Source organism: Halomonas sp. SH5A2, assembly GCF_014263395.1.
GTDB lineage: Bacteria > Pseudomonadota > Gammaproteobacteria > Pseudomonadales > Halomonadaceae > Vreelandella.
This window is the reverse complement of sequence record NZ_CP058321.1, coordinates 3537700-3557014: the sequence shown is the minus strand read 5'-3', so window position 1 is coordinate 3557014 and position 19315 is coordinate 3537700. Positions and strand designations below refer to the sequence as shown.

Annotated in this window: 17 protein-coding genes; 9 read left to right on the top strand and 8 right to left on the bottom strand. The window is 53.1% G+C overall.

Translation table 11 applies throughout. The features are described 5' to 3' along the window. Positions 1-30: 30 nt before the first annotated feature. The 3 genes from HXW73_RS16350 to HXW73_RS16340 are packed head-to-tail and all read right to left on the bottom strand — an operon-like array spanning position 31 to position 3311. Entirely contained in the window at positions 31-333 is a 303-nt protein-coding gene (locus HXW73_RS16350; protein ID WP_186254088.1) for a hypothetical protein, read from the bottom strand. Positions 334-372: 39 nt separating this feature from the next. After that, the gene (locus tag HXW73_RS16345; protein WP_186254087.1) at positions 373-1737 is read right to left on the bottom strand and encodes an amidase family protein; all 1365 of its coding nucleotides are present in this window, start codon (positions 1735-1737) and stop codon (positions 373-375) included. A gap of 53 nt (positions 1738-1790) precedes the next feature. After that, a complete protein-coding gene (locus tag HXW73_RS16340) occupies positions 1791-3311 on the bottom strand; it encodes an NCS1 family transporter (RefSeq protein ID WP_186254086.1) in 1521 nt (506 codons plus the stop codon). A 346-nt stretch (positions 3312-3657) separates the two neighbouring features. On the opposite strand from HXW73_RS16340, the gene HXW73_RS16335 reads away from it, so the two are divergent. The 6 genes from HXW73_RS16335 to HXW73_RS16310 all read left to right on the top strand — a co-directional run bounded on the left by HXW73_RS16335 (position 3658) and on the right by HXW73_RS16310 (position 9796). Beyond that, positions 3658-4689 (top strand): GntR family transcriptional regulator, encoded by a 1032-nt coding sequence (locus tag HXW73_RS16335; RefSeq protein WP_222105014.1) that lies wholly within the window; start codon positions 3658-3660, stop codon positions 4687-4689. Positions 4690-5104: 415 nt separating this feature from the next. Next, positions 5105-5986, top strand: coding sequence for a polysaccharide deacetylase family protein (locus HXW73_RS16330; protein WP_186254085.1), 882 nt, complete (start codon positions 5105-5107; stop codon positions 5984-5986). A gap of 55 nt (positions 5987-6041) precedes the next feature. Beyond that, complete coding sequence (locus HXW73_RS16325; protein WP_186254084.1) at positions 6042-7400, top strand: MFS transporter; 1359 nt, start codon at positions 6042-6044, stop codon at positions 7398-7400. Beyond that, a complete protein-coding gene (locus tag HXW73_RS16320) occupies positions 7397-8185 on the top strand; it encodes an SDR family NAD(P)-dependent oxidoreductase (RefSeq protein WP_186254083.1) in 789 nt (262 codons plus the stop codon). The genes HXW73_RS16325 and HXW73_RS16320 overlap by 4 nt, the downstream gene beginning before the upstream one ends. 63 nt (positions 8186-8248) lie before the next feature. Then, positions 8249-8989 (top strand): SDR family NAD(P)-dependent oxidoreductase, encoded by a 741-nt coding sequence (locus tag HXW73_RS16315; protein WP_186254082.1) that lies wholly within the window; start codon positions 8249-8251, stop codon positions 8987-8989. 18 nt (positions 8990-9007) lie between these two features. Further along, a complete protein-coding gene (locus tag HXW73_RS16310; RefSeq protein WP_186254081.1) occupies positions 9008-9796 on the top strand; it encodes a hypothetical protein in 789 nt (262 codons plus the stop codon). Positions 9797-10349: 553 nt separating this feature from the next. Here the strand turns inward: HXW73_RS16310 and HXW73_RS16305 are convergent. From HXW73_RS16305 to HXW73_RS16285, 5 genes are all read right to left on the bottom strand, one after another. Beyond that, positions 10350-11246 carry a hypothetical protein gene (locus HXW73_RS16305; RefSeq protein ID WP_186254080.1) on the bottom strand — a complete coding sequence of 299 codons (897 nt, stop codon included), beginning with the start codon at positions 11244-11246 and terminating at the stop codon, positions 10350-10352. 712 nt (positions 11247-11958) lie between these two features. Continuing rightward, positions 11959-13014 carry an AbrB family transcriptional regulator gene (locus HXW73_RS16300; protein WP_186254079.1) on the bottom strand — a complete coding sequence of 352 codons (1056 nt, stop codon included), beginning with the start codon at positions 13012-13014 and terminating at the stop codon, positions 11959-11961. Between the two features lie 100 nt (positions 13015-13114). Continuing rightward, the gene (locus HXW73_RS16295) at positions 13115-14608 is read right to left on the bottom strand and encodes a tripartite tricarboxylate transporter permease (protein WP_186254078.1); all 1494 of its coding nucleotides are present in this window, start codon (positions 14606-14608) and stop codon (positions 13115-13117) included. Between the two features lie 12 nt (positions 14609-14620). Next, on the bottom strand, positions 14621-15070 hold the full coding sequence (locus HXW73_RS16290; protein WP_186254077.1) for a tripartite tricarboxylate transporter TctB family protein: 450 nt from the start codon (positions 15068-15070) through the stop codon (positions 14621-14623). Next, positions 15067-16059 carry a Bug family tripartite tricarboxylate transporter substrate binding protein gene (locus HXW73_RS16285; RefSeq protein WP_186254076.1) on the bottom strand — a complete coding sequence of 331 codons (993 nt, stop codon included), beginning with the start codon at positions 16057-16059 and terminating at the stop codon, positions 15067-15069. Before HXW73_RS16285 ends, HXW73_RS16290 begins: the two co-directional genes overlap by 4 nt. Positions 16060-16198: 139 nt before the next feature. On the opposite strand from HXW73_RS16285, the gene HXW73_RS16280 reads away from it, so the two are divergent. From HXW73_RS16280 to HXW73_RS16270, 3 genes are read left to right on the top strand one after another with little or no spacing between them, the layout of a single operon-like run. Continuing rightward, entirely contained in the window at positions 16199-16867 is a 669-nt protein-coding gene (locus tag HXW73_RS16280) for a response regulator (protein WP_186254075.1), read from the top strand. Further along, positions 16864-18261: a sensor histidine kinase gene (locus tag HXW73_RS16275; RefSeq protein ID WP_186254074.1), complete on the top strand. Its 1398-nt coding sequence runs from the start codon at positions 16864-16866 to the stop codon at positions 18259-18261. The genes HXW73_RS16280 and HXW73_RS16275 overlap by 4 nt, the downstream gene beginning before the upstream one ends. Next, positions 18261-19301, top strand: coding sequence for an ABC transporter substrate-binding protein (locus HXW73_RS16270; RefSeq protein ID WP_186254073.1), 1041 nt, complete (start codon positions 18261-18263; stop codon positions 19299-19301). The genes HXW73_RS16275 and HXW73_RS16270 overlap by 1 nt, the downstream gene beginning before the upstream one ends. The last annotated feature ends 14 nt before the right edge of the window (positions 19302-19315 follow it).

Below are 19315 nucleotides of genomic sequence, written 5' to 3'. Positions count from 1 at the left end.
TCTCTGAGGCAAGCTAGAAACATCTAAGCATTAGCTTAACGATGCCAGAAAATTTTCATCCAACGGGTCAATATCCTGCCCAGTCATCAGCTCGGCTTGGCGCCAGATGCCGCCTAGATCCTGGACAATCTCGCGCTTGCCTGTTGCGGTAGCAATAACAAAGCTGGATGCCTGAAAATCATCGAGCACGAGACGATGGGGCTTAAGCACACGGTTAATCAGTTCTGCCCGGTAGCCTCTGGCACGGCGACGCTCGTAGTGAGCCTGCTCAGGATCTTCGATGTGAGTGCTCCAGTGGTCTTCACCGCCGAATACGCCGCATAATCCGCACATAAAAGCTCCTTCTACAGTTGATTCAGATTGGCAATGGGCCTATTGGGGTTCATTAGGGAGCCTCAAGTGATCGCTGACGGCAAGGGCTACTCTCATGAGTGCCTCATCTTCTCCGGAAGGTGCCGTTAGCTGGATGCTGGTGTGCTGCTGATTCTCGTCAACACCGCTAGGCAGTGCGACAGCCGGTGCGTCAAGCAGGCTTGCCACCATGCTTAGCCGCAACGTGGCGAGATTCATTTCGGCGAAGCGCTCCGGGTCATCTTCCAGGGGGGCAAGAAGCGGAGCAACGTGAGCAACGGTGGGTGAGAGTAGCGTTGCCCCGGCGAGTTCATGGCAAAGTTGCGCTTGAAGTGCCCGGCGCTGGCGATAAAGCGTCACTATACTGTCTGGTGTCATCTTCTGCGCATTTAATAACCGTTGCCGAACCCTTGGATCCATCGCGTCTGCTGCGTCACTTTCCAACAGTTCACGGTACTCGGTATAAGCTTCTGCTGCGCCGAGCCAGCCGTGCTGTTGAATAAGATTCAGGGTGTCGCTCACGCTGGCAAGCTTACGTCTGACGAGATGAAAGCCTGCATTAACAAGCTGCTCGGCGCTGCGTTCTAGGTTTGTCCGCACGCTTTCTGCGATACGCTCATCGTCCAGGTAAGCAGTATCCAGCACGATGATCGTGCTTTCGGGGTCAGCAGTCTCTCGCGTCGTGACCTCTTCTCCTCGCATCACATCGTCGATGGCCAAGCAGTCTTGTAGGGTTGTCGCGATGACGCCAATGGTGTCCAGGCTATGGGCCAGGGGAGTCACGCCTTGCCGACTATGACGAGCCTGAGAGGGGCGATAGGATGTCAGGCCATTAAAGGCGGCAGGTACCCGCAGCGAGCCTGCCGTATCCGTTCCTATCGCTGCAGGTACGATGCCTTTGGCGACGGCCACCGCTGAGCCTGCGCTGGAGCCGCCGGGCACCCTTGGCTCTCCTGTGCCCGGCGTGTGGTGAGGCGTGCCGTAGTGGGGGTTTAGCCCAAGGCCAGAGTAGGCGAGTTCCGTCAGATTGGTCTTGCCCAGGCATACAATGCCAGCCGCAGCCGCATGGCGAACCGCAGTGGCATCGTACTTGGCGGGCTCATCTGTCAGCACTCGACCGCCAGCCGTCGTTGCAACCCCTGCAACATCGAACAGATCCTTCCAGGCGATCGGGACTCCATCGAGCGGCCCTAGAGTTGCGCCGTGTTCTTGGCGCCGAGCGGCAGCCTCGGCCTCGAACATGGCGCGCTCTGGCGTAAGTGATATAAAAACGGCGTCACTGTCTTTAGCCGCCGCCAGACAGTGCCGCGTCAGCATGACCGGGTCGAGCCTGCCATGTTTGATGTCTTCGCCGATGGCAAGGGCACTGCTTGGATAATGGGCCATAAAAAAGTCCCCCGAGTTAGTCGATTAGCGCTTTAGCGATGATGAAGGCCGGCTTAGCGATCTTCACGCTTAAGTGCAGAGGTCGGGATGTCGTCGGTCGTCAAACGCTCGAAGCGTTTCTGCTCGGTGTAGACCCAATTAATGCCTACTGATGTCGCTAGAAAACGATCATCAAAATTGCTATCTAGCTCTTCTTGAGGATAGCGACGCAGAATCCAGGTTTTCATCAATATTACGTACACTGCCAATGCGGTGATGAAGCCAATGGCATAAGCGTACTCCAGGAATATTAGCGCCATGACCCCGCCAACCAACCAGGCAATTATGCCAGCGGGATTAAAGCCATTGAAAAAACGGAACTGGCCTGCGGGGTCGAACAATGCGGGCACATTAAGGCGACGGTGCCGCAAGATATAGTAATCCGCGACCATAATCCCGCCGACAGCGGAGAGTACCGCACCATAGTAGCTAAGGAAGGTAAACAAATTGTTCAGAATCAACCAGGGCATGGAAGCGGTGCCGATCACACCGGCGATGACCAAGGCGACAGGATAGCTAATACGAGGTGCACCTGCATTGACGAAGGTAAGAGCGGCCGGAATCAAGTTGGCGGCATTATTGGTAGACCACTGAGCTAATATGACCATCGCTAAGAGAGCCACCATCGTTAAGCCACCACCCTGGCCTTGAATGACGGTGACAGGGTTCCAATCACCTGCTGCTATAAATGAAACACCACCAATTAGCGCAATCCAGGCCTGAGTTGCAGGTAACGCTAGAAACTGTGCGACGAAAACGTTGCGATTGCGGGCAAAGAAACTGCGTTGTCCTCCAGGCGTGCGCAGAAAACGGGTCAAGTTGGGAATATCCACCGCTAGCGCTGACCAAAAAGCCATGTTGGCGAAGAATAGCCCCAAAGGCACTACATCTTGATCGCCTACAAAGGTCCAAATATTAGTACCGTTGGTTTCGGCTAACACGTTAAGCGTGAAGTACATCCAAACCGAGATGGCGACGATGCAAGGAGCGGCGATCGAGGCCAGCAATTCCACTGCGCGAATGCCGAGAGCCGTGTTGACGATCTGCACGACAGCGAAAACCACATACCACACTATCCAATTATCAAACCCCCAGAGGTACTCCACAATGCCGTTAAGGGCCAGAGCGCCAAGGTAAGTTTGTACGCCGAACCAAATGGCGGCGACCACCCCGCGGGAGACAGCAGGAAGATGCGTACCTTTGAGCCCGAAGGGAGCACGTAAATAGACGGCAAAGGAAAGGCCGTGTTCGGTACCGATATCCGCAGTTAGGCTCATGACGACGCCAAGCACAAGGTTGGCGAAGAAGATGATGGCCACGACTTGGATCAGTGGCAGGCCAGCAACACCACCAGCGCCAAGCTGGAAAGTGGCAATGATGACGGCCATCCCGATCCATAACCATATAAAACCAAAGAAACCGATCGTTCGCTGATTCAGCCAGACCGGCAAAATGGAGGCTTCCAGTAAGTTCTGGTGGTTATCGTCTGATCCAGCCGACGTTGCTGGTTCATTGTTATTTCTTGTAAATCCCATTGCATTCTTCCTCTGCATTGTTGGTAGTCAGTTTTGGCGACAATGGCGTGATCATTTTTTAAATTTTAAAATGTAGTATGGATACAAAAATCATTATCAAGCAAGTGGTGAGCAATAATACTTTGGTGAAAATTTGCCCGTTTTGATCTAATATTTTGTTTTGAAAAGAAAAAATTAAGCGAAATCTTAATGGCTTTCAGCTTGAGGGTGTTGGGTAGGCTGTTACCGATTTTGCTCGGCTCAAAAGGTAGGGTGGGAGGTGTTAAGATATAACAATTTGCATGTATCTTTACCTACGCGGCGATAGGTAAACAGAGCTTAGTAATAACTAGGGAAGGACAAGCTTGTGGAGGATGTGGTTCTGACCATTGACGATCGTTCTAACAGCATTCAGGAAGGGCAGGCTCCACGCTATGCCAAGATTCAAGAGTCGTTACGTGATGCCATTCTGTCTCAGCGTTTACCGCCTAGTTTGGTTCTGCTTGAGGGGCCGCTTGCGAGGATGTATGGCACCAGTCGTGGACCAGTGCGCAAGGCGCTCGAACTGTTGCATCAAGAGGGGTTGATTAGCCGCTTTGAGGGACGGGGTTTTTTGGCGACATCAGAGCCTGAAACAGTCACACCAAAGCGTCAGATGTTGACGCCGAAAATGCTGGGACTTGCCTCTGACTATAAGTCTCAAATAGATGCTCGTCCGATCTCTGATCGCATATACGCCCAGGTGGAAGAGGCTGTCGCCACCTGCCTGGCCTTTGGTCACTTCCGCATCGTTGAGGCGACGCTTAGCGAATATTATGGCGTCAGCCGTACCGTTGCCAGGCAAGTGCTAGGGCGCCTCCGTAATCAAAGGCTGGTAGAGAAAGATAATTATTCTCACTGGTTGGCGGGCCCTCTTACTGCCCAGGCAGTGGCTGAAGATTTCGAAATTCGTGCCCTGCTTGAGCCGGCAGCACTTAAAGCTTCAGGACCTTTGCTGGATAAAGCAGAATTAGAGGCGATGAAAGCAAACACTCAGCGCTTGATTGATCATCCCGAACTGCAGAATGCATCATCAATAACTTCCCTTGAGCAAGATTTGCATCAGCGGTGCCTGCGTCACTACCGAAACCGTAAAGCTTGCGAGATGATTGCCCAGAGCCAGTTGCCAGTAATCGTAAACCGCATGTTTTTTCAGACGGTCGGTGTGCCGCCGAACGAACCCCTCTTGGTGGAGCATCAGCTGGTGCTTGACCATTTATTGTTTGGTGCCTTCGATGCTGCCGCTTCAAGTTTGCAAGCACACCTCCAGATGGCTGCCAAGCGTACTCGGCGCCGGTTAAAGGTTTTGTCGGTTTTTCCAGAGCCTGATCTCCCGCCTTACCTGCTCAAAATTTCTTGAGCCACTCTCTTCAATGCCTCTGCTGCCCTGTAAGCCGCTAGATGCTTGCGATAGGGGCAGTAGAGTCTTTTCTTGAAATGTAAACTGGATTCATTAGTCAAAAAAATGCTCAATTTTGGCGCATTTTAATTTTTTTACCTCTTCTTCAAAGGTGTGCTGCACCAAGCAGTCTAGATCTTTGTGGGCAAGATTTATGAATTTAGCGATTTAAAGGCTCGTTTTACGGGTTTTTTAGCGTTTTTTTGCCTTTCTGGTGCAAGGGGAAGTGATGTGTTGAGCGGTTTTGGACATCGATAATACTTTATTGACATAAATGACTTTTGTGTCCAGCCTTCAATTTATGCGGGTTGGTGTTAGCCACCATTCGCCTACTGCAAGCACACCATGACCAAGTACCAAAAATGAGGTGTTCAAAATGGCTAAAAAAGAGATTCTCTGCGCATTTGGCGTTGACGTTGATGCCGTCGCTGGCTGGCTCGGTTCTTACGGCGGTGAGGATTCACCCGACGATATTTCGCGGGGTTTGTTTGCTGGTGAAGTGGGGGCGCCGCGTCTGCTTAAATTATTTGAACGATACGACCTGAAGACGACCTGGTTCATTCCCGGCCACAGCATTGAAACCTTTCCAGAGCAGATGAAAGCCGTCGTTGATGCCGGTCACGAGGTTGGCGTTCATGGCTATAGCCACGAAAACCCTATTGCTATGACGCGTGAGCAAGAGCGGGACGTGCTCGACTACAACATTGAACTGGTCACTAAGCTATCCGGTAAGCGACCAACGGGTTATGTGGCACCGTGGTGGGAGTTTAGTCCGGTCACCAATGAGCTTTTACTTGAGCGTGGCATCAAGTATGACCACAGCTTAATGCACAATGACTTTCACCCCTATTACGTTCGCGTCGGCGACTCCTGGACCAAGATCGATTACTCCAAGCCTGCGAAGGAGTGGATGAAGCCGCTGGTTCGCGGCAAGGAAACCGATTTGATCGAGATTCCTGCCAACTGGTATCTCGATGACCTCCCGCCGATGATGTTCATCAAAAAAGCCCCTAATAGCCATGGCTTTGTTAGCCCGCGTCATTTGGGTGAAATGTGGCAAGACCAGTTTGATTGGGTCTACCGCGAGAACGACTACGCGGTGTTTACCATGACCATTCACCCTGATGTTTCGGGTCGTCCTCAAGTGCTGATGATGCTTGAACGTCTGATTGAGCATATGCAGAGCCATGAGGGTGTGCGCTTCTGTACCTTCGATGAGATTGCTGATGACTTTGCTAAGCGCAGCCCACGCAGCTGATGTCGAAAAGGATTGTTAATAATACAAAACGATAATTGAAAAGAGGGTGAAGTCGATGGCCGAGCCAAATTCAGTTACAACTTCTGAGGCAACTCAGCACGCTGATGAACCTTGGAATGCAGTCATCACCAAAAAACAGATCGGCTATGCCTCGCTGGTTTGTTTTATTGCCTGGGTGGCGTCGGTCTACGACTACACCCTTTTTGGAACCCTGCTCCCTGTGATTGCCGAAGACTTTGGCTGGAGTGCTGCCAAGGCGACCGCGATTAATACTTACGCCACGATAGGGGTATTTCTCGTTTCATTGGTCGTCGGTTTTCTGATTGACCGCTATGGACGCAAGAAGACGTTGATCATGTTGGTGATTGGCGGTGCCGTTAGCTCCGGTCTTTCGGGAGTGGCAATCGGCGCAGCTTCAATGGTGATTATCCGGGCCTTTTCTGGTTTTGCGGTTTCTGAGGAGGTGGTGAATGCCGTCTACCTTAATGAGATCTACAAGAAGGCAAAGGGCCGCGGCTTTATGTATAGCCTGGTTCAGAGCGGCTGGCCGGTAGGTGCGCTGCTGGCAGCGGGTATGACGTCGTTGCTGTTACCTGTTGTGGGCTGGCGTGGCAGTTTCTTTGTGGCTGCCTGTGCTTCCATCATTGTCATCGTGATGGCGATCAAATTACCTGAGTCGCCAATATTCGCTGCGATCAAGGAAGTCGAGCGTCGGCGCAAGACTGGGGATGCTGAAGGCGCCGCTAAGCTGGCTGCGGAACAAGATATTGAAGTCGATACAGGCAGTAACATGGGGCTGAAGGGCGTGTTTGCGCCTGAATTACGATGCCATACTATCTCTTTATCATTGGTTTGGCTGTTCAGTTGGATGGCTATCCAGGTCTTTGCTGTTCTGGGGACTACCGTGTTAGTGGAAGCGAAGGGGGTTAGTTTTGAAAACTCTCTTTACGTGTTGATCCTGGCCAACGCCGTTGGCTTTGTCGGCTACCTGAGCCATGGCTTGGTCGGAGATCGTATTGGGCGCCGCAACACCGTGCTGATGGGGTTCCTGCTGGGTGGTTTGGCTAGCATAGTTATGTTGCTTGGCCCGGCTGATGACAGCTTTATCTACGTGTTGTACGCCATCACTTTGTTTTTCTTGCTTGGTCCTTTTGCGGCAATCCTCTTCTATATGGGGGAGTCCTTCCCTCCTCATCTTCGTGGTACTGGAACGAATGTGGCTCACGTAATGGCCCCGTTAGGTGCGATTATCGGTTCGGGCCTTGTGTCAATACTCTTGACAGTTGGTGTGCCAATGACTTGGGCCGCGATTTTGGCCGGCTCTTTGCCACTGGTGCTTAGTGGCTTGTTGATGTTCGGTACCCGCCATGTGGACCACCTCGAAAATGATCCTACAGAGGAGGCTGTTGCATGAGCACATTTGAGCGCGACGATGGTTTGGCAGGCAAGGTGGCTATCATCTCGGGTGCCGCTAGCGGCATTGGTCAAGCCCTTGCAGTCAGCTATGCCAAGGCTGGCGTTAAGGTAGTGGCAGGCTACTACCCGAACGATCCCCACGATGTCGAGGAAACGGTTTCGGCCGTAAAAGCCATTGGCGGAGAGTGTGTAGCGGTTGCATTAGACGTCAGAGATGCTAACCAATGCGATAACTTTGCGCAGACGGCCATCGACACATTTGGCGCCTTACACATCGTTGTGGCCGGAGCAGGCATTTTACGCCAGGCACCCTTAGAGGCGCTTACCGATCAAGCATGGGATGACATGCTATCAGTAGACTTGACGGGCGTAATGAGGGTGTTCCGTAGTGCTTCCAAGTTGATGCAGGAAGGCGGCGCTATGGTGGCTATTTCGTCTATCGCCGGTGGCGTGTATGGATGGGACAACCACGCACATTATGCGGCAGCCAAAAGTGGCTTAGTAGGATTAGTAAAGTCTCTGGCGGTTGAGCTTGCCCCCCGTGGTATTCGTGTTAACACTCTGATTCCAGGGTTGATCGAGACGCCTCAGTCGTTGGATCCCGTTAATTCGCTTGGGCCTGATGGTCTAGCGGCGGCTGGTAAATCTATTCCTTTAGGGCGCGTGGGGTATGCCGATGAGGCCGCTCGAACTGCTCGCTTTCTGAGTAGTGACGATGCCGCCTACGTAACTGGCCAGCAACTGGTGGTTGATGGCGGCTTGACTGTACGTTGGCCGAGCTAGTTATTTGTATATGAAGCGAGGAGACATCCTCGCTTCTTTTATTTAATAAGCTGAGTAATCCTTATGTCTAAAAAACTTCAGGGACAAGTTGCTCTTGTCGTGGGCGGCGCTAGCGGTATCGGCCGGGCTATTGCGGAGTGTTTTCATGATGAAGGTGCCACCGTTGCCTTGGCTGATCTCAATCGTGGTGCATGTGAAGAGATAGCCGTATTACTCGGAGGTAGTGCAACGCATCATAGTGTCGATGTCGCTGATGAAGCTTCTGTTCAGGTAATGGTTGATGAGGTGATAAATCATCACCAAGCTATTGATGTGCTGGTCAATTGCGCGGGTATCCTGAATGAAATGCCTTTCTTGGAAATGTCTTCTGAGACGTTCGATCGAATGGTCAGTATTAATCTGCGCGGTCCTTTCCTCGTGGGGCGCTATGTTGCCGCTGAAATGGTTAAGCAAAAAAGCGGTCGGATCATCAATATTTCCTCCCAGCTAGCACTCAAAGGAGGCGTGGGCTTATCTCACTACTGCTCAGCGAAGGCTGGACTATTGGGGCTTACTAAATCGATGGCGAGAGAGTTAGCGCCCTATGGGATTCTTACCAACGCCATTGCACCAGGGCCTATCTTAACGCCGATGTTAGAAGGGCTTAGTAAAGAGTGGGTAGCCAATAAAGAAGCTGAACTTCCTCTAGGTCGGTTTGGCAAAGCGGAAGAAGTTGCTCCCACGGCGCTTATGCTCGCTGCTTCCCCCGATGGCGACCTCTACCTTGGACAGACGCTTGGGCCTAACAGCGGCGACGTCATGTAGCGGGCTGAGAATATATCCATGCTAAGCCTTATTTTTGTAAAGTGGTTTTCCACCACGCTGGTAGTGGTCTGCGTATCGCTAGCAGCCGTTCGCCTGGGCCCTAAGATCGGAGGTGTTTTGGCAGGTACGCCAATAGTCCTGGGCCCTGGCTACTTTTTTATGATTCGTGAGCAGTCCGACCCGTTCGTAGCTGATGCAGCACTGGGCTCGTTGCATGCTATGTTGGCGACGCTGATATTCTGCCTTAGCTACGTGCTGCTTGCTAAACGATTGGGGGCTGTTGTCAGTGTTGCTTGCTCTGCACTTATTTGGATACTTGCCGCATCAATAGCGGATCAACTACCAGGGGGCGTTTTCTTCGCATTAGCGCTTTTTGGAGTAACGTTACTTTTTTCGCGGTTTTACATTAATTCAATCGGGCTTTCTTCCAAAGCCGTTTCAGCCCCCGTACGTTGGGGAGACTTGCTAATTCGCGGTGTATTAGCGGGAGCAGTCGTCTGCTTGGCGACAATTCTGTTGGTTAATTTCGATCCTGCTATTTCTGGTATTGTGCTGAGTTTCCCCATCGGAATGTTGACGATTGCTCTGACCCTTCATCAGCGATACGGGGTTGAAGTAGCACGTGTTACGTTAGCCAATACGCAGCTTGGAATGCTCAGCTTGGTAGCTTTTAGTACTGTGCTTGGCTTAAGCGTCAAGGTTGTTCCCGGCAGTTTAGCATTTTTCTTTTCTTTAGCCATGTCGATTTTCGTAAGTGTTTTGTTGTGGGTTTTTAGTAGTTTTGTGAGTGGTCGTAGAGTGTTTTGATAATTTTCAATTCTCTGAAGGAGTGAAATTTTACTAAGCTTAACAGTATAGATTTCTTGGATTTGAAGTGGAACGATAGGTTTTCGGGTTTTTTGTTTTTTGTTTTTTGGTGTTTTTGTATCTATAAAATCTGAGTTGGCCAAATTTTATTAGAGAATTCCGTCTGTGGTAAGTTTGCGGTGCTTCGTACTAAATCTGCGTTGATATGCCCTGCACGAAAAAATGATAGGAGTATGACTGTTCCAAGATCACCCGAAAAAAGAAGTTTAAGTCAGATATTTTTGGGAAGAGTTAGGTAATTCATTGGGAATAGATGAATAGACTAAGTTTTAGTTATAGCTAATGATGGCTTAGACTGGGTGATAGTTATTCAGCTCAAAATAATATCAAGTACGGCCATTCGGGACAACTGTTGTGAAAAAGCGGATTTGTAAACTATACCGTAGCCAAGATTCTAAATATGAAAATTGCCTAGTTGTCAATATGATATAAATTTAATTATAAGCTTAGGTAAAGGTGGTGCTGATTTTTAATAGATAGCTTGATGTAGCATTTATTTTTTATTGCAAGAAATCTCATTATCCAAAACTTTATTTCTAATTTTGTTTAGCTCTTTTAAAAGTCCCTTTAACCGGTCCTCTCTTTCACAATGATATATTAGCCATGCCTCATAGTTTTCATATGGGTAGCCAAGCGTGTTAGAACCGAAGAGATGCTCGCTACGAGCGTGCCTGCACCAGGCAGCGAGTACTAAAGGGTAAGCCATAAGCCAAACTCTAAGAGCTACAACGTTAAATTTTTTCCATACAACTACGTCTTCTGCATGACCTTCAGATATGGCAATAGCTGCCTTTTCAAAAAAATTTAATGCTCTGTACGCATTATAAGTATCTTCTGCATGATCATCCATAATAGTACCCGCCAGCTTAGCCAAGTGACTTGGTGCACGATTCGATAATAATGTCATCCTATATAATATTTTACCCCACTCGCCTTTCTCGGATAACCTGTTAAAGTCAGAGTCATTCATGTAGTGTTTGGCGGTATCTTTAAGGTGATTCAAGATGGGTTTTATAGAATTCGATGCTACAATAAAGTCTGGGGATGACTCAGATAATAAAAGAGAATGCTCAATACGATCACGTCTCTCTTTGTGAAGAAGTTGAATTAGAGCTATATAGCTTGCAAATAGCACTGAAACGATAATGGCTGCGGGTGAAAGTAAGTTCTGAACCTCCCAGTCCAGTAGCCAATGATATACATCATTTTCATTAATAAAATAAAACTCTTTTGCTATAAAAAGGAAGAAAAAAAATAGCAGAAATATCATTGCTGAAAGTGACATCCATCCTGCAATCCGTTTTGCCTTCTTTGCCTCTTTTTCGTTTTTATAAATACCTTGAGAAAAGCTCTCAGACCAACTGCTGGGCTCGATATTATTGATTTCCATGTTTGTCTCCAGTTTATAAAGATACTGCAGATAAGTTAAGTGGTTTCGGTAAAATTAAATACCTGATAAAATAATGTAGTTTGTTTCTATATGAAATCAATAGGTTTTAAGAAACTGATATCGATAATAGCCAATATGTTGCAGATGAAAAATAAAAAAACCTTATAAAAATAGTTATCCGGCGATCCATAAAACTTTCCAGCGTGCTATTGAGCTACAAGGTAGCGAACCGATAAACCCAAAGCGCCTCGGCGATGATTTGCACATTACTCTTAAATAATTGCCTAAAGTTAAATTATGCAATATCCGGGCTGACGAAAAAAACTAGTATGATCGCTTAAAAAGAAACAAAAATTATAGATAAATGTATTTATAACAATGATTTGCGTGACAAGGCAGGTCCTCTTGCCTGATTGTGAGAGCAATTCGTTTGACTGCTATTAATTACCTGTTTCTGTATCCAGGCATCTAGAAATCAGTCATGAACAACGTTACCTATCTCAACTCTCTATCAGATCAAGCTCAGCCAATGGCCGACCCATGTGTCGGCGGCTGGCCGATCTGGTTTTTGACCAGAGCGAGCGATGAGGGGCTTTATGAAACCGATAATCCGGGATTAAACTTGCGGTAGTTTTTGATCTAATTGACGAAATTGCGGTCGTTATCAATCTTAGTTTAGAAAATGCTCCTAGTGAGCTTATGCGGGTAACCACTAGGCGTTGGACGCCATCCGCTTGAGCAGCAGAGGCAGCAGCAACATCAGTAACGTAATGCGTAGTAGGTGGTGAGTGGTAACGAAGGCGGGGTCGATCCCTAAGCTCAGCGCAACCAGGCTTAACTCCGGGGCACCGCCTGGCATATAGGCAAGCAGGGCCGCCGCGGCGGAATACCCGGTAAGTAGATGGCCTGCCCAGGCGGCGATAATAGCGAGCACCAATAGGACCAGTGCCTGAATGACGGCCATCAGCAGCGCAATGCCCACCGCGCCAAGCTTGGCACCAGCAAAGCGCACACCCACGGAGATACCGATGATCACCTGTGCGAACGCAATGATTACCGGGGGCACCGCGGCGTGGGTGAGGCCAGAGAAGTGCAGTACTCCTGAGACCAGCGCCGGGCCAAATAGCAGTGGGCTTGGCAGTCGAAGGACCTTGCCCAGCCATATACCGCTGATACCGGCCGCCAACAGCCAGCCAATATCTATCGGTGTTGGCATCCATAGCCATTGCGACAATGCGGGCGTGGCACTGCCAATATCCACATGGCCGATAAACTGCAGCGCAGGTGGAATGGCTACCAGCAGCACCAGAATTCGCACGGCGTGGGTAATGCCGATAATCCGCAGGTCGGCCCCCGAGGAGAGCGCCATCCCCGTCACCGTGGATACGCCGCCGGGCACGCCGGAGTAAAGCGCGGTCTCCCAGGAGTGGCCCGCCACCCGGCAGGAGAACCATACCGAGAAGGTCATCATCACCGCCGTGGCGATCAGCATGACGGCAAGACTGATACCCCACAGGCTGGCTTCGCCGGTCATCTCTGGTGTGAATGCTGAACCGAGCATGACCCCAATGACGACCAGTACGCCTTTGCGCCCCTTGCCCGGTGACCTCATCGGTACGCCCGCCAGAGAGGCCACCGTGGTGGCGATCATGGCCCCCAGTAACCAGGGGAGTGGCAGCTGTAGCCAATAAGCCAGCCCACCGCCGACAAGCCCGAGCGCCAACGTTGGCAGGAAACGACCTAGCGAGCTAATCCTTGCGGCCAGCATTGTTTTCAACCTCCTTTTGACTTAAAAACCCCGGCAGCTTGGATCATCTGCCGGGGCGGTCGTACTGCTTGTCGAGCCATCGGCTGTTGGCTTTCGTCGATCAGCGTCTGGCCGCGAGCAGTTTCGGCACCAGCCAGGGTAGGACCAGCAGCAAAGCAGCGGCTATCCACAGCCCCAGTGAGATACCCGACTGCCATAGGATGCCGGTATCGCCCCCGCTAATGGAGAGCGCACGGCGAAGATTCTGCTCCATCAAACCACCCAGCACGTAGCCAAGAATCACGGGGGCCAGGGAGAATCCCAGCTTGCGCAGCAGGTAACCAAACACGCCGATGATCAGCATCAGGTAGATGGCAAACAGGTCGGAATGCAACTGGTAGACACCGACGAACGCCAGGATAGCAATGGCGGGCACCAATACCCAGCGCGGGATGGTCAGTACGCGGGCAAATACGCCCGCCAGCGGCAGGTTTAGCAACAGCAGTACAACGTTACCGATGTAAAGCGAGGCGATCAGGCCACCGGCAACTTCCGGGCGCTCGGTGAACATCATCGGCCCTGGGGTGATGTTGTAAAGCATCAGCGCGCCCAGCAATACGGCCGTGGTGCCGGAGCCGGGAATGCCAAGCGTCAGCATGGGCACGAAGGAGCCGACCGCAGCCGCGTTATTGGCCGACTCTGGCGCTGCCAGTCCGCGCATGTCGCCCTTGCCAAAGGTGTTGTCCTTGTCGGAAAGGCGCTTCTCGGTGGTGTAGGAGACGGCGCCAGCCACCGACGCACCGGTGCCGGGAAGAACGCCGATGATAAAGCCGAGCAACCCCGAGCGGCCGATAGCGCCTTTACATGCGAGAACTTCCTTGAGGGTGACAAATACGCGACCCAGCGGCGGGAGCTTGCCGTCGTCTTCCGAGCGGTGGGCATGCTCAAGCATCAGTAGAATTTCGCTGATGGCAAACAGCCCAATGATCATCACCACAAAGTCGATGCCGTCGTAGAGCTCGGGCAAACCGAAGGTATAGCGCAGCACGCCGCTGCCGGAGTCGATACCCACGGTGGCAATCAGTACGCCCAGTACCGCGCCAATGGCGGTCTTGATCGGATCCTTGCCCATCATCACCGACATGGAAGAGAACGCGAAGATCATGAGCGCAAAGAATTCGGCCGGGCCGAACATCACCGCGACTTCTGCCAGCAGCGGAGCAAACAGTGTCAGGCCAATAATGGCAATGGTAGCACCAATGAATGAACTGACGGCCGATAGGCCTAGGGCGGGGCCGGCGAGCCCTTTCTGTGCCAGTGGGTAGCCATCCAGGGTGGTCATTACCGCGCCGGCATCACCGGGCACGTTGAGCAGGATGCTCGACATGCGCCCGCCGTATTCAGCGCCGGTGTAGACGGCGGCCAGCAGGATCAGCGATGACTCCGCCGGCAAGCCGAGTGTGTAGGCCAACGGCATCAGAATGGCGATGCCGTTGATCGGGCCAATACCCGGCAAGGCCCCAAACAGGGTGCCCAACAGGGCGCCAAGGAAGGCAAGGCCCAGGTTGAGAGGAGTTAGCGCAACCCCGAAGCCGTCGATCAGGAAATCGAACATCTCAGCGATCCTTTAGATAAAGCTGGCGAACAAGTAGCCAGAAGGCAGACTGATGCCGAGGGCGGCGGTGAACAGAAAATAGCCGACAATCGACATGGCAATACCGGTGATCAGTGCCTTGCCCCAGGTCGCATCGAACAGTCGTGCCAGGGCGGTGACCACCAGCAGCGATGAGACGATGAACCCCAGCTGCCTGAACAAGACGGCATAGACCAACAGCAATACCAGCACCAGTAACAACCGCAGCGCCAGTGCCTTGTGCGGCCAGCTGCCGTTTTCGCCCGGCCTGAAGATCATGACCAGCGATAGTAGGGTCAGCAGAATCGACAGCCCCAAAGGGAATGCCTTGGGGCCGACGGGCTCATAGCTGAAGGGCATTTCCAGCTGAACGGCCTGGACGGCGATAAACGCCGCCAGACCGATCAGGGCAACACCCAATACTCGGTCGGCGGCGATTCTCATTGCGTTAGACCCACTTCTTCGGCCAGTCCTTTGAATTCGGCAACCTGTTCTTTGACGTAGCTGTCAAAGTCGTCACCGAAGCGTGACATCGGGAACAGACCGCGCGCCTCACGCAGCTCGGCAAAGACAGGGTCGTCTGCCAGTTCCTGCATGCGCTCGATCCAGGCCTGGTAGGCTTCATCGCTGACGTCCGGACCCATGTAGTAGCCACGCCAGATCGGCCATTCCACGTCGTAGCCTTGCTCGGCCGCGGTGGGGATCTCGGCGTAGGGGCCGCCCATCCGCTCTTCGGAAAGTGCCGCCAGCACGCGGATCTTGCCGCTCTCAAGCTGAGACTTGAGTTCCGAGAGGTCGCCGGTGAACACCTGGATGTGGTCGCCGAGCAATGCCGCCAGAGCCTCACCGCCGCCTTCGAAAGCCACGTAACGTAGATCCTTCGGCGACATATCCCCGGACTTGGCGATCAACGCCGCTTTCATCCAGTCCTGGCTGCCAACCGTTCCGCCAGCGCCGAAGGCAATCTCATTGGGGTTTTCTTTCAGGTCGGCCATCAGCTCTTCGAGGTTTTCCCAAGGCGCATCGGCACTGACGACGATAGCGCCATAGTCGACGCCGAGCGCGCCCAGCCAGCGGACTTCATCAGCGTCGTACTGGCCAAACTTGCCAAGCGCCAGGTTGACGGCGGCACCGGTGCTGGCAGCAACGATCAGGCTAGGATCGTCGGTGCGCACACCGTTGACATGGTTATACGCCACCGCGCCAATGCCGCCGGGCATGTAGCTGACCATCATCGGCTTTTCAATCAGGCCGGTATCCTGCAGGCCGTTGGCAGCGAGACGGCACGTCAAATCGTAGCCACCACCGGGTTTGGCTGGCGCGATGCACTCGGTGGATTCCGGGATCGTCTGAGCGTAGGCCTGGCCCATAAACAGTGCACTGCCGATGACGGCAAGGCCAGAGGCGCGGCGAAGGATTGGGTTGATCTTCATGACGAACTCCTGTTCTCTTGTTGTAGTCGGGCGCGGGGAATGTCCGAGCCCGGTCATACCAGATGACAGTCGCCATGTTAGGCAGGCAACCTTTCACCAACCTGTCATTCTCCCAATACTGCTCTGAGACTTTAGTCACATGCGCCTAATCATCGTGGAAGACGATCCGATGATCGCCCGCTCGCTGGACAATGCGCTTGCCCGTCTGAGCAATACCGTGGATGTCTTCACGCTCGCCAGCGAGGCGCGGACGGCGCTGCGCAATGACACTTTCGATCTTGTCTTGCTCGATCTGGGGCTGCCCGATGGCGACGGTCTTGAATTGCTGAGGGAATTACGCGAGCGAGGCGACAGAACACCGGTGCTGATCCTCACCGCTCGGGACGGCATCGACGACCGGGTCCATGGTCTCGACCTGGGCGCGGATGACTACCTTGCCAAGCCGTTCTCGGTTGCCGAACTTGAAGCCCGGGTGCGTGCCTTGCTACGGCGCAGCCAGCAGCGCAGCGATAACCGCCTGACGTTGGGGGCTTTGTGCCTTGATCCCGTTGCTGGCGTTGCCACCCTTGATGGGGGAACGCTTGAATTACCTCGCTGTGAGCTACGCTTGCTTGAAGGACTCCTGCTACATGCAGGCAATATCGCCCCCCGCGAGATGCTGGAAGGGCGAGTGTTTGGCTTCCGTGAGGTAGGTTCTAATGCGCTTGAGGTTTACGTGAGCCGGTTACGTAAGCGTCTTCAGGGGAGCGGTTTGCGTATCCGAACCTTTCGTGGCCTGGGCTATCGCCTTGAGGAAACGCCCAGGTGATTCACGTTCAAGGCACGCTAAAAGCACGACTGGCTATCTGGCTACTCGTCATGGTCTCGGGGCTCGGTACGCTACTGCTGATGGAAGCTTATTATTCAACCCAGCGCGCGGCGGAGCGCGCTTACGACAGTCAGCTTGAAGCCGCTGCACTGACGACCGCCGAGTCGGTGCAATGGGAAGGCAGCGACCCCGTCGTCAGGATTCCGCCCGCCGCCCTGCAGATTCTGGCGACCTCTCATCAGGAGCGGGTCTTCTACGCCGTGCTCGACCCTGACGGGCGACGAATCTCGGCCAATCTCGATATCCCCATTCCCAAGGCAGGGCGTGACAAGGCGGCCATCGAGCCAACCTGGCTTGATCTGACTCAGGCGGGGACTCGCTGGCGCTTGCATGGTAGAGAATACGACTCGGCGGGATGGGACATTCAAGATCCGGTGCAGATCTGGGTGGGGCATACGGTCGGTGGCCGCCAGGCACTGGCCAAAGAGCTGTTCGATCGCGCGGTCATTCGTTTTATCGCCATGGTTCTGTTGGCAGGCATCCTAATGCTATTGGCGATGCGAGTGGCATTGAAACCGATGCGCAAGCTGCGCCATCAATTGCGGCAGCGCACGGCCGATGACACACGGCCACTCAATGGCAGCGTTCCAGAAGAATTACGTGAAACGGTTGAAGCGCTTGATACCCTGTTTACTCGTCAGCGCGAGAGCCGCGACAACCTGCTACGTTTCACGGCGGACGCCAGCCATCAGCTCAAGACACCGCTAGCGGGGCTGCAGAGCACCAGCGAGCTGGCCCTGCATAGCCGCGACCCTGGTGAGTGGTATCGAGCCCTTTCCGACGTGCACGACGGTGCGAGGCGCACCAGTCGTCTTGCCAGCCAACTGTTGAGTCTCGCTCGCCTTCGCCATATCGAAGAGGCTGACGAGCTCATGCCGCTCGACCTGAAAACAATGCTGCATGACACTGTGCTGGAATGGGCCCAGCGCGAGGTGGCGATCTACCATGACCTGGGGCTGGACGAGCTGCCTGACGGACCTGTCATGATACAGGGGCAAGCGTGGGCACTTCGTGAGCTACTGGGCAACCTGATCGATAACGCACTGCGCTATACCCCCTCCGGTAGCGTCATTACCCTGGGACTCAAGACCATCGACCATCACGTCATGCTTTATATCGAGGATAACGGTCCTGGGGTGGAGCCCGAGGTTCGCCAGCGTATGTTTCAACCTTTCGAACGCGGCGGACGTCAGGATACGCAAGGGTCGGGCCTTGGCCTGGCCATCGTTGATTCCATTGCACAACGCCATGCGGCCGAACTGCAGGTCAAAGAAAGACAGCCACATGGGCTTCGGATTGAGCTGCACTTTCCGGCTATAAGAGAGGAAACCTGATGCACCGCCTATGGTTGATGACAGCCCTGCTGGTTGTCTTTTTTTCATCTTCTCAGCGTTTGCAAGCGATGCCGCTGGTGGTAGAAGCCGCCTTGGATCGGCAGGTTGTCGCACCTCTGTTGGAGGCTTTCGAGCAGGCCCATCCCGCTGTCGAGCTTACCTACCGTGACCGTTCGACATTGGAAGTCAATGACTTGATAGAGACAGCGGACCCACCACCCGACGTTGTGATCAGCTCCGCGATGCCCTGGCAGATGAACCGGGTGAATCAAGGCTATGCCCAAAAGCTGGATTCCGAACAGGCCAGTGACTGGCCTGACTGGGCCAAATGGCGAAATGAACTGTTCGGCTTCACCTTCGAGCCGATCGTCATGGCTTACCGGCTTGATCTAGCGCGCCACATCCTGCCACCGCAAACCCATGCGGACCTTCACACACTGCTAAGCGAACAGCGTGAGACATTAAAAGGCAAGGTAACCACCTACTCTCCATCAGAAAGCGGGATCGGTTATACCCTTTTCCAGCAGGATGCCCGGTATACAGACAGGTTTTGGGATCTGGTGACGGTACTGGGGGATGCCGACGCGCAGCTCGAAGCCAATACCCGCTCGATGCTGAAAGGGCTTACGGATGGGCGCTACTGGTTGGGTTATAACCTCTTGGGTTCCTACGCCATGGTGTGGGCACAGGAAAATCCCGAGGTGATTGTGCAGGTGCCTCAGGACTATGCTCTGGTAATGATGCGAACGGGGTTCATCCACCGTGATGCACCTAACCCGCGCGCTGCCCAAGCCTTTATGAACTTTTTGCTCAGCCGGGATGGTCAGCGTGTATTGGCGGCGCAAACGCCGCTTTTCAGCGTGCGTCCTGATGTTGTCGGGCCTTACACCGCGCAACGCTTACGCGATCAAGTCGGTGACCGTCTCTATCCCATTACACTTAACGCGACGGTGCTTGCCTTTGTGGATTCGCTACGCCGCGATGCGTTCATGGCGCGGTGGCAACGCGAGTTCAATCGCTATCAGCGCGGCGATGATTAATGCATTGTTATGCC